11 protein-coding genes are annotated in these 14710 nt (G+C 44.7%); 8 read left to right on the top strand and 3 right to left on the bottom strand.

The genetic code is table 11. From position 1 onward, the window contains the following. Window positions 1-1310 precede the first annotated feature (1310 nt). The 6 genes from ACYIA1_RS20760 (at window position 1311) to ACYIA1_RS20735 (ending at window position 10143) form a co-directional block, all read left to right on the top strand. The gene (locus ACYIA1_RS20760; protein ID WP_373188497.1) at window positions 1311-2609 is read left to right on the top strand and encodes a DUF3575 domain-containing protein; all 1299 of its coding nucleotides are present in this window, start codon (window positions 1311-1313) and stop codon (window positions 2607-2609) included. Beyond that, window positions 2606-3550 carry a DUF5119 domain-containing protein gene (locus ACYIA1_RS20755; RefSeq protein WP_046452332.1) on the top strand — a complete coding sequence of 315 codons (945 nt, stop codon included), beginning with the start codon at window positions 2606-2608 and terminating at the stop codon, window positions 3548-3550. The genes ACYIA1_RS20760 and ACYIA1_RS20755 overlap by 4 nt, the downstream gene beginning before the upstream one ends. Before the next feature lie 66 nt (window positions 3551-3616). Continuing rightward, window positions 3617-4744, top strand: coding sequence for a fimbrillin family protein (locus ACYIA1_RS20750; protein ID WP_046452331.1), 1128 nt, complete (start codon window positions 3617-3619; stop codon window positions 4742-4744). A 196-nt stretch (window positions 4745-4940) separates the two neighbouring features. Beyond that, window positions 4941-7592 (top strand): fimbrillin family protein, encoded by a 2652-nt coding sequence (locus ACYIA1_RS20745; RefSeq protein WP_259011652.1) that lies wholly within the window; start codon window positions 4941-4943, stop codon window positions 7590-7592. Between the two features lie 154 nt (window positions 7593-7746). Continuing rightward, window positions 7747-8025: a hypothetical protein gene (locus ACYIA1_RS20740; RefSeq protein WP_046452329.1), complete on the top strand. Its 279-nt coding sequence runs from the start codon at window positions 7747-7749 to the stop codon at window positions 8023-8025. 1935 nt (window positions 8026-9960) lie between these two features. Then, on the top strand, window positions 9961-10143 hold the full coding sequence (locus ACYIA1_RS20735) for a hypothetical protein (RefSeq protein ID WP_095231407.1): 183 nt from the start codon (window positions 9961-9963) through the stop codon (window positions 10141-10143). Between the two features lie 80 nt (window positions 10144-10223). Here ACYIA1_RS20735 and ACYIA1_RS20730 read toward each other — a convergent pair whose 3' ends face one another. After that, entirely contained in the window at window positions 10224-12182 is a 1959-nt protein-coding gene (locus tag ACYIA1_RS20730) for an ATP-binding protein (RefSeq protein ID WP_095231406.1), read from the bottom strand. Window positions 12183-12247: 65 nt separating this feature from the next. After that, on the bottom strand, window positions 12248-12400 hold the full coding sequence (locus tag ACYIA1_RS20725) for a histone H1 (RefSeq protein WP_309595771.1): 153 nt from the start codon (window positions 12398-12400) through the stop codon (window positions 12248-12250). A gap of 518 nt (window positions 12401-12918) precedes the next feature. On the opposite strand from ACYIA1_RS20725, the gene ACYIA1_RS20720 reads away from it, so the two are divergent. Together ACYIA1_RS20720 and ACYIA1_RS20715 are read left to right on the top strand one after the other, a co-directional pair. Beyond that, window positions 12919-13122: a helix-turn-helix domain-containing protein gene (locus tag ACYIA1_RS20720; protein WP_095231405.1), complete on the top strand. Its 204-nt coding sequence runs from the start codon at window positions 12919-12921 to the stop codon at window positions 13120-13122. Between the two features lie 12 nt (window positions 13123-13134). Further along, window positions 13135-13428 carry a helix-turn-helix domain-containing protein gene (locus ACYIA1_RS20715; protein ID WP_095231404.1) on the top strand — a complete coding sequence of 98 codons (294 nt, stop codon included), beginning with the start codon at window positions 13135-13137 and terminating at the stop codon, window positions 13426-13428. 64 nt (window positions 13429-13492) lie between these two features. Here ACYIA1_RS20715 and ACYIA1_RS20710 read toward each other — a convergent pair whose 3' ends face one another. Further along, window positions 13493-14704, bottom strand: a complete 1212-nt coding sequence (locus ACYIA1_RS20710; protein ID WP_347046679.1) for a site-specific integrase — start codon at window positions 14702-14704, stop codon at window positions 13493-13495. Window positions 14705-14710: the final 6 nt, after the last annotated feature.

The raw sequence follows: 14710 nt of genomic DNA, 5'->3' as shown, positions 1-14710 counted from the left end.
ATTTAAGTAGCTGAAAACATCCGAAGTGGAAATCGTACCGAACAAAATCCATTATCTCATTGAGATTCGAGAATATTCCGGAAGAGAGTTTGGCGGGAAATCTAAATCGGAAAAATATTGTACCAAAGTAGCATTGAGCCGAATTGAACAAGGTTTGATACAAACGCTAAACGAAGGGGATCCCGAAGGATACCATCCAGACACAAGAATGCGGTGACTTTTGGCGGTGACTGAAGCAAGACTTTTTAGTGGCTAAGAGTTTGACATTACACTGACAGATTTCAATCAGATAGATGAAGTACTCAAGCTGATAGACACGAAAGGGATCAACATCATGTGCATAGGTGATAAAAACAAAGCTATGTCGATGTACCACCCAAAAGGGAAGATCGAAGCATTAAAGGCGGCGTACCTGAAAGCGCTTTAGCTAATAGAGGCATTGGTCAATAAATTAGGACATGTGAGATGCATTGTGAAAGAAAAGCGCAGTATCATTTTCCCTTTTGCACAAAGCAATGTCAATGTCTCATCCTCCGATGCGGCATCGTTGGGCAATTTTCGTATTATTAAGGAGAGCTCCTCAATACTTGTGCGTTTTGAGATGTAGATTAGCCATAAAGTATCTCAAAAGACGTGGACGAATAGTGTTGTCGCCTAACTAAATCAGCCGAAACGGGGAATATGGTTCATTACTTCAGCTTTTCCTGTCCATGGCGCACCTACCGACTTCCTTTTTCAACCGCTCGCCTGTTCATTGGTCAGCCTTGCACGTTCCAACACTCCCCCTATTTCCTGCTACAGTACTCAAAATCGATCATAGAATCGGTCCGGTTCCGGATAAAGCCGTTATCCCTCTGTCGGTTGAATTTGGTTTCCAGTTTATCTTAGGTTTCTTCCTCTACTTTTCCCCGCATCAACCAATAACAGTATTTCATAGCGTTGTCTTGCAATTGCTGCATGCATTCAGTCAAACAAATATTAAAACAACAGGAAACGAAACAGTGATCTAACAGACGCCAAAGAACAATCCCCAGCCGATATCTTTCGTTGTCAATTGGAATCAGTTTAGTTTGCTTTGGATATATAGATAAAAAGGAGTAATCTTGAGTGTAAATGGTAAATAATAGAGCCGAAATGACAATATATGTCTGACTTTAATTATTTTTCTTTGCGCTGTAATTTTTGACACAAATCATAAATAATTATTAAGCCGTAGTATTCCATGAAAACATTTTACAAATTAAACTTTTTATCTCTTTTTTCCTGTCTTATCAGCTTCTCTTTGATTATAATAAATAATTAAAATAAATATGAGATTTTTTTTATTTTTCTGTTTTTTGTCCTGCTCTATCTGGAAGATGGATGCGGCAGTTTACGGAAGTGATACGTTGCGTTGCCGTATCTGCTTTCCTGTGGGCAGTTCCGTTGTGGATCTTTCCTATGGGGAGAACGGTTCGCGCCTGGATGCCTTTGTGGCAGGGATTCATGCCCGGCAAGCAACAGCCGTGCTGTGCCGTTTGAGTCTGCATTCCGGTGCCTCTCCCGAAGGGGGCTTGACCTTTAACCGACGTCTGTCAGATAAACGGCTCGCCTCTTTCCGTTCCATTCTTCAGGAGCGTCTTTTCTTGCCGGATTCGGTATTTACAACCGTCTCTTTGGGGGAGGATTGGGAGGGCTTAACCTCTCTTGTCGAGGAATCGGATATGCCCTGTCGGGAGGAAGTGTTGCGTATCCTTCGCAATACCCCTGTATGGGTGACCCGTAACGGTGTTGTCGTGGATTCCCGCAAACGGCAGTTGATGAATTTAAGGGGCGGACAGGCATGGCGATACATGCATGCACATTTTTTCCCCGAGCTCCGCAACACTTCGGTGGTCGAATGCGAATTTGCTCCTGTTGGGATGGAAAAAGAGCTAGCCCCCCCGGTGGGAGCAACGGAAGGCCAACCGGCTGATACGGTAATTGTTCGTGATACGGTTGAGAGGGTGATTGTTTTTCGTGATACGGTCCAACTCCCCGTCCCTGTTGCCGGACCTTCCAAACCGTTCTACATGGGGCTCAAGACGAACCTTGTCTATGACGCCCTGCTTGTGCCGAACATCGGCGTGGAGTTCGCTCTTGGCAAGGGATGGACACTGGGGGGCAACTGGATGTACGGCTGGTGGAAAAATGACAGGCGCCACCGTTACTGGCGGGTGTACGGCGGGGAAGTCGGCCTGCGCAAATATTTCGGTCAGCGTGCATCCGATAAACCACTGACCGGCCACCACGTCGGTGTTTACGGCCAGCTGTTAACCTATGATTTCGAATTCGGGGGGCGCGGTTATATGGGTGGCCGTCCCGGAGGGACATTGTGGGATAAGGCCCATTACGGTGTCGGTTTTGAATATGGCTATTCCCTGCCCGTGGCCAGAAGGCTGAACCTTGATTTCTCACTGGGCCTGGGATATTTGGGCGGAACATGTTACGAGTATGTTCCGGTTGATGCCTGCTACGTTTGGGAGAAAACGAGGACACGGCAGTGGGTGGGCCCGACCAAAGCGGAGATCTCGCTGGTATGGTTATTGGGCCGGGGCAATTACAATCAGGAGAAAGGAGGTAAACAATGAACAAGATGACTTATATCCTGCAAGCGTTCCTCATTTTAGCGGTTCTGGTATTCAGTTCATGCGAGCATAAGGAACTGTGTGATGACCATTCCCATACAGCCGGGCTGCACGTGGTTTTCGACTGGGTGCACGCACCCGATGCCAAACCGGAGACCATGCGCCTGTACCTGTTCCCTTTGGATGGCGGCAAGGCGCAGGCCTACGAATTCACGGATTACCGGGGAGGATATATTAACGTACCGGCAGGCCGTTATAGGGCCTTGTGTGTCAATTCGGACACGGAGTCCGTTCTTTACCGCAACATAGACCTCTTTGACAGCTTTGAGGCTTACGCTCCGGACGGCGCTCTGGCAGTAGGTTCATCAACCTCGGTTCCCCGGGCAGAAGGCACGTGGGACGAACGCATTGCCAGGTCTCCGGACCGGCTATACAGCGATCGCCTGGACGATCTGGCCATTGAAATATCCAAGGAAGAGCAGACGGTAACCCTTTATCCGGAACTTTCGGTGTGCCGTTACCGGGTGGAGATCCGGAACGTGTCTAACCTGAAGTATCTTTCTCCGGAGGGTCTTTCCGGATCCTTATCGGGCCTGTCGGGAGGATTTCGGGTCGGTCGGAACGAACTTACGCCGGATCCGGCGACCGTTCCATTCGAGGTGGTTTCCGACGGGATCTCCACGCTAACGGCGGAATTTCTGGCTTTCGGCCAAGTGGGGATGGGAGAACCGGCGCACAAGCTGGTGATTTACGCTATCATGGCTGACGGCAGCAAGAATTATTACACCTTTGACGTCAGCAAACAGGTTGACGAAGCGGCCGATCCGCGGGATGTCTACATCTTATTGGATGGTCTCTCCCTGCCGAAGCCGATCGTAAATGGTGGAGGATTCCACCCTTCGGTCGATGAATGGCAGAATATAGACGTGGATGTTATAATGTGATGTAAAATGTGTATTTATTGATATAGAATCTTCGAAATTTTATTCATTAAACCTTTTTAATTTTTTATGAAAAAGTATTTTTTATTTTCGGCTATGGCTGCTGTAGCCTTAGCCTCGTGTACCAACGACGATGTTGTTGACGTGAACAAAGGAGGAGGTATTTCTTTCCGCGCGTCTTTGGATAAGGCGCGTACCAAGGCGGTAACAAGCTTGAGCAATCTGAATGCGTTCAATGTGACAGCCATTGGTAATAGCAGCAATTATTTCACGGGTCTGGGCGTTACATCCTCGGATAATGGGGCTACCTGGACAACCGCTTCCACTTATTATTGGCCGGGTTATGAGCTCGCCTTTTTCGCATATGCGCCCCAAACTCCCGGTGGTACAGTAGGGATAAGCGGTACGGAAAAGAAAATATCCGACTTTTCTCCCGCGCAGGATGTCTCAGCGCAAAACGACCTTGTCATCGCTTACAATACGGGAACCAAAGCCGCTAATGAAGGATCGGGAGTGCCGTTGAATTTCAAGCATGCCCTTTCTCAGATCGAAGTACAGGCTAAATGTTCCAATGAAAAGATCAAAATTGAGATTTTAGGGGTCCGGATGGTGAATGCGGCGACAAAGGCGGACTTCACATTCCCGGAAGCAGAAACTACATCAGCATATGTTTTAGCACAATCTCAATGGGCTGGTTGGTCAGGAGCAGATGGAGGCCACGCGACAGCTTATTATATCAAGGGAGAGCAACCTGTAACACTGACGGATAATGCCCAATCCATCATGTTCGGGGATGACAATTTCATGCTTTTGCCGCAACAGTTGACGGCATGGGATGGCACTGCTTCTCAAACCGGAGCTTACTTGTCCGTACTTTGCCGTATTTACAGCGTGGATGGCGGCAATGAAATATTATTGTATCCACAACCGACAGATACGGATAACAAGGATGGAAAATATGCATTCTCCGCAGTGAGCATTGATACGAATTGGGAACCGGGCAAGAAATACACCTATACGCTGAACTTCTGTGACAACGGAGGAGGAGCCGGCAAGGGGGATCCTGATCCGGATCCGGATGAACCGGTAGATCCCGATCCGGGTGTAGATCCCGGCGAACCGATCTTAGGGCCTATCACATTCACTGTAACGGTTGACGAATGGAGTGACCAGCCCGCTGTAAATGTTGGGATGTAATTAGATTTTTTTGTTTCATTTCAAGATGAATTGATGTTTTCAGGCCGGATTGGATTGGACGAGGATTGCTCTTGATATAGAGGGTAAGTGAAGGGTGCCGCCGTATATCTTTCACCCTGTCCGTTCCTTTTCCGGATATCTTACGAGATAATTATTTTCGATGTTTATATTATTGATACACATTTTTTAATGTTATATGCATATGAGACGATTTATATTTCTTTCTGGCAGAGCAGACCTTTCGCGTCTGCTGCCTTTCGTCTTTGTCGCCGGTATTTTTTGTCTTTCCTCCTGTGAGGATGATCTGGAACGCGGTAAAACTTCCACAAGTATCTCTTTTACCCCTGTAATACAATCCAGCTGGGGTCCATCGGCACGAACCATGACAGGAACAGACATGCCACAGGGCAGCGTCTCATCTTTACAAGGCGGTCGCACTTCTCTTTACCTACACACCTTATACACCGACAGCATCGCCCTCCCTCCTTCGGACAGCCGGCCTGATAGGGGCGTTCTTACCCGTGCCACTCCCATAAAGGATGTCAACATGTACGAGAGTTTCGGTGTCTCGGCTTACTCGTATACCGGTTCCTGGAGCGAAGACAAAACTCCCAACTACTTCTACAACGCCACAGCCAGCAAGTCCGACGGCGGCTATACGCTTTCCTCCACCCATTACTGGCCCGGTTCTTCATATAAAATGAAGTTCTTCGCCTATGCTCCGACAGCCAACACTCAGTACGTACTTTCCGGCAGGACACAGGCAGGTTCTCCCACCATCAGCGTCACTATTCCGAGCGATGTCAACGACCAAAAAGACCTTCTCGTGGCAAAGACGGATGAACTGGCCGGCAACACCAACACTGCCGTGGCCCTTAGTTTCAATCATGCCCTTACCGCCATCAGGTTCGTGTGCGGAGATGACATGCAGGTAGGTACCGTAAAGAGCGTCAGTTTGAAAAACGTTTATTCCAAAGGGACTTACAATATGGGGACACAGACCTGGAGTGATTTGGATACACCTGCCACCTTCTCGCAGACATTGGATAAAGTGACAACAGGCACACCTGACGAGGCGCTCACGAGTGAAGCGCAGACCTTCATGATGGTTCCGCAGACTCTTCCGGATGGTGCACAACTCGAAGTGGTATTCACTGACAATTCCAGCATCGACCACACGCTGACCGCTGACATCAAAGGTACATCCTGGCCTGTTGGCAAGACTGTCACTTATAAAATTTCCAGCAGTTCCATCAACTGGAGCTACACGCTTACCGTCTCGGGGCCAGCCGACTTTACCTATACCGGCGGTACACAGCCATACAGTGTCACCAGCTACCGTGAGAACACCAAAGGGGTTCAAGAAGCTGCCCCATGGACCGCACAATATTCAGTAGATAACGGAGTATCTTGGACAGACACCCGACCGGAGTGGCTGACCGCTTTCACGGCATCCGGAGCCGGCGGGACTTCTGCACAGCCATACGATGCAACGGTCAGCGTACAGACCGGTACGGATACATCCCCCCATACGACCGCGTTGCAAAATGCGACAGCCAAAGGGACTGCAGATACTCCCTATAACCTCTCCAACCAGACTGATGGCGGTCCAACAGATGAAAATACCGCCAACTGCTACGTTGTCAGCGCTCCGGGATACTACTCTTTCCCTCTGGTATATGGGAATGCCCTTAAAAATCGTTCAACCAACGAGTCTGCCTATAAGACAGGCAATACCGGAAGCAATATTCTGAGTAATTTCATCAATCATACCGGGGCGGGGATCTCCGATCCATACATCGCTAATAATAATGGATGTACACCGGCTAAAGCCGAACTGGTTTGGCAGGATGTGATGGACCTGGTTACGGATATAAAATACAACGCCGGGTCCAATGGCGGCAATATCTCTTTCAAAGTGGACCGCTTTTCTATCCAACAAGGCAATGCCGTCATCGCAATCAAGGATGCAAGTAACAACGTACTTTGGTCCTGGCATATCTGGGTGACCGATGAGAACATCGACAATGTAATTGAGGTAACCAATTACCAAAACGTAAAATACAATATTATGCCTGTCAATCTCGGCTGGTGTGATGATGATGTCACAACTTATGCAGAGCGTAGTTGCAAGGTGAGATTCACTGCTGGAGACGCAAGCAAGGAAGTGACCATCAGACAAGTCTCGGCTTCAATCACAATAAGAGGCAATCATCCTTATTATCAGTGGGGCCGTAAAGATCCGTTGCGTCCTTCGAACGGATTGGCCGATACCAATAAAACTTGGTATGACAAGAATGGCACTTCTTCCCAAAGCAATCCTGCAACAGAGAACTTCTCTGCCGGCGTTACTTGTATTATGAACTATATTCTCAAACCCGATGTGATGCAGTATCAAGCTTCTGGCGATAATGCTTATGCGAATCTTTGGAGTGTCGATAACACCGTTTATACCGCCAATGACAATCCTGTTGTAAAAACGGTCTATGATCCCTCTCCTGTGGGCTTCAAACTTCCTCCCGGTAATGTTTTCACTGGATTCACAACAACCGGAGGCAGTACAAGTACGTCTTCTGAAATCAACGGAACGTGGAGCAGCAGTTCCTTGAAGGGATGGAATTTCTACACTGATTCTTCAAAGAGTAAAACCATCTTCTTCCCTGCGTCGGGGTATCGCAACCGTTCCAATGGCGGGGCGAACGTCGTTGGCAGCAACGGCTACTGTTGGTCGGCGGGTCCGGGCTACCAGAACAACGGTCGCTACCTGCTCTTCAGCTCGCCGAACGTGAACGCGTTGGGCAGCGGCTATCGGGCGTACGGGTTTGGGGTGCGTTCTTGTCAAGAGTAAGGAATTGAGATAGAAGGTAGAAACACAAGGATTTGTTTGGTTGATTTAAATTATTCCTCAAGGGTTTTCTCAAGATAGGGCCCTTGGGGAATTACGTCTATGCTAATAATAAGGAGAAGAGCAGAATTTCATAAAGATATCATGAAATATAAGCATGAAATTTACAGTACTCATATTAGAAGGTAACTCCCTCAAGCTCTATCAGGTCATGGGACATGGTGGTGGCATTCATGCCTGTAGAAAGAAAGACCGGCAGAGGTTACAATATAGACAATTATTATATTACTTCCGCCAAAGCGAGGAATATACCTGTCAGCTTGTTGACAAGCTTACATGGAGTGACAAGATGTATCTGTATCCTATATCCAATGTAGAAATGTCTAAAAATTCACTTCTGAAACAAATCCTGATTGGTAAGAATAAAATAAGTTGAGAAGCTGTTTCAATTTTGTTTGTGGTGGCGTCTTTTCTGCAGTCTATGATCTCCTCTCTATGAAATAATATCTTTGACATACCAGATACAGCTTCCAGATTTATCACAATGGTATTTATTCATAACAGTAGATGACATGAAATATTATAGGAAAAATCAAGCTCCACAATCCTTGCAATCACTGATTGAATAAGATTTTGTACTTGATGGTTATGTAATATTTTTATAGATTATATACTCCATAAAAAGTTTTCTGATTTTTTTAATATTGTAAATTGCTTCTGTTTTTAATGCGGTTGTCTTTCCACTTATAAACATACCGACTCCGGAGGCAAAGGCTGAAATGGTTTGTCGGCGTATTCGCCGTTAAACCGTTCGTTTTCGGTTAAACGAAAACACAACTTGCTGTCCGCAGGAGCGGACCACGTTTATCCAATAATTATTGTGTATCAGACTGTTGTGTGGCTATTTTCCTGTGTTTTGTGGGGCTTTTCCATCAGATATTTGCCGGCTGTTCTCCCCATTAAAAGATAGATATATCTCCATAACCATGTGACTTACGCCCATAATTCGGGGATAAGGAGGCGAATATACGGAAAATCTGCCCTTTACATACCTTATTCTCCATTAACGAATTACTACTTCTACACTTCTGCAAATGGAGAATGACAGGTAGCCGTATACGCCTGATTGTTTTTTCATCGTCTCCATTAACGGATTGCTACTTATACACATCTGCAAATGGAGAATGACAGGTAGCCATGTGTGACTTATGTTTTTCTTTATAGTTCTCCATTAGTGAATTGATATTTATACACTTCTGTAAATGGAGATTTTAAGATATCTGTATCCGGAAAGGTGCGTGCTCCCTTCGCTTCCGGCTATCCTTATTTTAATATCCAGCTATATTGCAATTCTGTAATAGCATTATCCGGATAGCGTATCATACGGCTATATACAAATATGGCTACACTATAATTCATGGTTGTGATGGAGATGGCTCTTCCCATCCGGTAACATGACCATAATACCACGAGAAAAAAAGACAACGTCCACAGAGAAAAAACGGATGGCAGGGACGGTTACAGAATGACAGATTTCGACAAATAACCGGCTGTTTTGGGAAACAAGCTCGGATCTGAAGTTCTGGTCAATCAGCCGTCAAAAGGCTGTTTAGGTATATTATGCCATCAGGTACAAGAATGTTTGTTATGGTAGCTTTCTCCGATTGTCATTAGGGAAAAAGGATTTCAGGGTATCCTGTTTTTTGGTATTCTGGTTGTTTGGTAATCAAGAAAATAGAAAGTCTGGTACATGTGAATTTAGGTGATCATCCCGGATGGTAATCTGTAAAAGAGCTTTTTGGAACATTTGAAATACCGATAATAAAAAAAACGAAATCAGGTATATGGACGCTGTCATATACCCACAACCTGCCATATCGCTGTTCCGATAATCATATATGGTTATCCGTGTATCCCGCTATATCCTTATTCCGATAGAAGGGCTTATCGTTATCGTCGTATCTCTATATTTAGGCATATGGCTATATGCGTATTCAGCGGTATCATTGCCTTTCCCATCCGGGTCTGCCACAGGTTGGATAAGTTTTTAATTTGAAGGTAATCGGCCTGATGGTATAGAAACATGAAAAACTCTGTAATCATGGCATTTACCCGGGCAGAGAAGCCACATCTTTTTATTGTCGAATTCTCAGCGTTGCTTCATCCATGTGTGAAGAGGAATTTTTTCTTTCATAGCAACGTTCCTTTCACATACGCCAAAGGGGGTAGTGAATCCAGCCCTGCTTCGGCTTTCTTTTCCATATGACAAAAACTAACTATCCATGGCTATTCCTGCTAGTGGACTGATTTTGTTTGGCAGGTATCGTTTCTTTCTTTACATTCGCACCAATGAACATTAAAAATTGAGCGCATGGAAATATACTACATTGAAGCCGATGTCCTTGAGATGATGCGGACATGCTCCGAGAACCTGTCCGCACATGTGGCAGATTGTATGAGGGAAACCGCTGTAATGAACTCGGAGAATGACTGGACGATCAGGATGTCTGCCTACTCCTTAACATCTCACCGTATTTTGCTTTCTTTTGAGTAGGTAATGAATGATTCAAAACGATGAATTCCGTTTATTCCTATCCTAAAAAATATTTTATTCCCTTCTTCTTTCTCATTAACTTATTCAATATCAAATTCTTTCTTTAATAGTTTAAAGAATACATCGTTTCTATTTGATGCAAGTTCATAAATGTCTTCAAAGGAATATAATTCTATCCTAATATCCATTTTATTTCTCGGATTGTCATCCTTAGAAAAATTGTCCTCAAAGTAATATGAATTTGCAAGGAATGGGATAGGTTTATATCCGCCACTAAAACTATTGGATGTCAACTCCTTGTCTATATCGGATTTCCTAGCAAGAATGATACCTGTATATTGTACTTGCTCCGTATTCACAGTCCAATTCAATGTTTTATGTGGATGCTTATAAAAATCGTGAGCGTATCTTTTAACCTGTGCTATCATTCCTTCTTTGGTATTTCCTGCATTATGTGCGTTTGTTGTTGATTTTAACTCAAGGATCAGAATTTGTTTTGTTTTTTCTGGGTCATCAGCCCAAATGTAAACATCTGACAAAGGTTGCCCTGACTTGGTGCTTTTAACTTTGAAATCGTTTGAGAATGTTGTGAACTTGTCATCCAGAATCCAAAGATTATGTAAATGATTGATATTTGAAGAATCACTTAAAGTTGTTCCTCTTTTAATAAAGAGTTCATGTACAGAGCTTTCTAATTCTGATTTATCATTTCCGTCTTCATCAAATTTTTGAATTAACATATGCAAACGTTTCAATACACTTTCTCGATGTTTGACATATATATGCAAACTTGAGTTTAAAAGCTTATAACATTCTTCAGAATCACTAAAAAGTTTATCTTCTTCATTTTCGAACTCTCTATCTATTTGATTCCAGAACTTTTTCTCTATCCTACTCTTCTCGTCAATAGCAGATTGTACAATATCTTTCTCATTTACTATCTTTTTATCATCGATAATATTACTATCTTCAATAAATGTCTCAAGCGAGGGGTACTTCTTTTTGAAATTCTTTAAATTACGCTTTGTCTCCTTTTGGTTGTTCTCTATAATAGAGCTAAATTCAATATCCAAGATCTCACTTATTTTCTTATTTATTTTTAATATATCATCAATTGGGATTTCTATTTTTTCGCCTTTTGTGTCGACATATTCATCGAAATATTCCGATGTTAAATACAATAAATAACCGTCATTATTATCAATTGAATAACTTAATTTCCCATTGGATAAATCCGCTTTCAAGTTCCTTGCAAAACAGGTTACCGGATTCTCTCCATGCATTTGTGTTCCTTTTTTTATCAACCATAGCATAAAAGATTTATTACCCTCTGCGAGATTGATTTCAAAGGGTTTTCTTTCTGTTTCAGATTCAATATTTCCTTTTTTTACAGTAACATCCTCTCCATTGAAAATAATATTTACTACAAGCTGTTCATTGGTTACAATGAATGGAAAAAAAGTTTCTATAAACCATTGTTTAAATGCTTTTGAGTTTGGGTATTTATAAAAAAAAGTTTTTGCTCGTCCTAATGTGTTTTGTTTGTTTAAGTATGCTGTCAGCTTGGTATAGGTATCTTTTATTTCTGGCATCTCTTCTACAAACTCATCAAAATTAAAAAGTCCATCAGATGTATTTGGATATGGAATGGTTCGCTTTTGATATGTACCATCTTTATCCTTATACACCGTTTCATATTCAGATGAGTCGGTAAAGTATACAATAGCCAATCTCCCTTGGCCCAAAGGATGGAAATTAAACTGCTCCTTTTCCAGGTTTTTTTTATCAAGTTCTTCAAAATAGAGACGATTTTTTTCTGTAAAGCCTTCACCATTATCCCTTAATTCGATTTTACATTGATTTTCATCAAAAGTAATATTTAGGTCTAGCTGAGGGATAAAATTCGTTTCTTTATTTTGCCGAATTAAAACGGCATGTATGGAATTGGAAATTATCTCTCTTAATAAAAGAAAGAATTTTTCACGGCTATTCTTATATTCTTTCTCTGCCCTGTATTGAACGTTTGATTTCTGTTCCATGATGATACTACAATTTTTTGAAGGCTATTTTAAACTCAACATATATTCTACTTGACGATAAAAGATCACTTGGCCACTTCAACCGACATCTTACGGAATTCCTTAAGCAAACTCCTTAATTCTAACGTAGCTTTACGTGCTTTCATACCTGCCACATTGTTGCCTTTGGAAACCAGCTGTTCCACATCTTTTTGAAAAACGGCAAATTTTCTCTGAATGTCAACAAGAAGTTTGTTTATATCCTTAAAAAGTGTTTATTGACCAGTGATTTTATAATCATAGTTACAAAAATAAGATTTAAATTCCAAATAATTAAATGTTCTAGTCTCTTTTTATTGAAAAGACTACGAAGGACAAATAAGGTTCAGGAGCAATTTCTCGTTTGGAACCACTTGTTGAAATCGCAATGATAAAGTTCTTAGCCTATATGGAGCACTCCAGAGATTTTATACTCATTTTTTTGATACTTATTTTGTACGGTGGAGTTTTTTTTCTTTACCTCTTTCGCATGACAATAGCCGACTATCCATGACTATTCCTGCCAGTGTGCTGGTCGTGCTTGCCTCTCATGGTTTCTTCCCTTATATTCGCACTGACATTTAAACGAGTTAGGAATATGGAAATACGCTACATCGAGGCCGGTGTCCTTGAGAGGATGCTGGCACGTGCCGAGAACCTGTCCGCACGTGTGGACAGACTGTATGAGAGAAACCGCTGTAAGGAATCCGGAGAGTGACTGGACGGTCAGGATGTCTGCCTGCGCCTTGACATTTCGCCACGTACCCTGCAAACCCTCCGCGATACCGGACGGCTGGCGTTCACCCGCCTCCAGCGGAAGTTCTATTACAAGCCCGGGGATGTGGAGAAGTTGATGGTCTACGTCGGCATCAGACGCAAGGAGAAGGAGGTGAGAGAAAGAAGGAAGAACGAAAACCTTTAAAGAGCGGAAGAGATGGAAGGCATTATCGACAAGGAGAACGAACGTGTCCGCAGGTTCTTTGCCCTGCTGGACAACATGGAGAAAAAGATGGAGCGTCTTGCCCGTGACAACCGTCCTCCCTTCAACGGGGAACGGTTCCTGACCGACAGGGAGTTTTCCGGTATGTTGAAGATCAGCCGCAGGTGCCTGCAGGATTATAGGGATCAAGGACGGATTCCCTATATCCAGCTCGGTGGGAAGATCCTATACAGGCAATCGGACATCGAGAGGCTGCTGGAGGAGAATTATCACCCTGCATTGGTATAATATCGTATTCAAGTTTAAGGATTGCCGCCGGAATTGCATTTACGATTCCGACGGCAATTTTTATTTAGCCTGCGGCCGGAAAGGAAGCCGCAGGCTTTCTTCTTTCTATCAGCCGGTCCATGTCCGAGGATATCTTCCGGTCGGTGACCTGGGCGTAGACCTGCGTGCTGTCGATGTTCGTATGGCCCATCATCCTGGCGATGCTCTCTATCGGAATACCCGCGGTCAGTGTCAGGGTTCCGAACGAATGCCGGGCCATGTGGTAGGACAGGTTCTCTTTCATACCTAACGCCACGCCCATTCCATGTACCTCGTACCAGAGGACGTCGCGGACCGGCAGCGGGAATACCGGCCTGTCGTCATCCGTGGTGTTGTAAAGATCCAGTATCTGTCCGGCTATGGGATGCAGCGGGATGAACGCCTCCACGTCCGTTTTGGCGCGGCGGATGCGGATATACCTTCTCCCTTCCGAGGTCGTTCCGATGTGACGGGGATGGAGAGCCCTCGTATCCGCGTAGGCCAGACCGGTCAGCGAGGAGAAAATGAACGTCCTGCGCGCCAGCTCCATCATCGGGTCGGGCAGCGGGGTTTCCATCATCCGCTTCAGTTCACTGCGGCTGATATGCCTTAGTTTAGGTGCTTCTTTCCTCTCGTATGCCACGTCCTCTATCGGGTTGGCACGCAATACTTCCCGGTCCACGGCGATGTAGATGAGCCGGTTGAGCCAGCACAGGCAGTGGTTCACGTGTCCGTTCCTGTGTCCCAGCTCTTTCTTGAGGAAGACCTTGAACGATTCGGCGAACTCTTCGGTGATGTCCGAAAAAGCGATGTCCTTCATCCCGCGGGATTCGATGAACTGCCTGAGGTTAAGCTGCGTGGTCTTCGACTGGCGGTAGGTGGAGGTGGAATTGATCTTCTTGGAGCGGACCCTGAGCCGTTCGCGTTCCACCTCTCCGGCCTGCAGGAGGTATTCCGGCACGGAATTGGTACCGGATACGGTGGTCTTGAGCAGCTCGGCCGTGACCACTCCCTGGTTCCTCAGCAGGTTCCCGTACGCCTCTTCCAGCCGGCTGCGGAAGGCGGCAAGGCGGTTGTTCTCCCTGGCTGTTTTGATTTCACACTTCTTGCTGTCCCAGTCTCCGGGTTTGCAATAGATGCCTGTCGTGACAGCCGATTTCTTTCCGTCGATGCTGATCCGGCAGAGGACGGCGGTCGTGCCGTCCGATTTTACCTTGTTACGGTTGATGTAGAATAAAAGCTTGAATGTACTGCGCATGATAAT

The organism is Parabacteroides sp. KHUB-02 (assembly GCF_056640955.1).
Note: the sequence above shows the minus strand (reverse complement) of the source record. Positions and strands in the feature narration are given on the sequence as shown.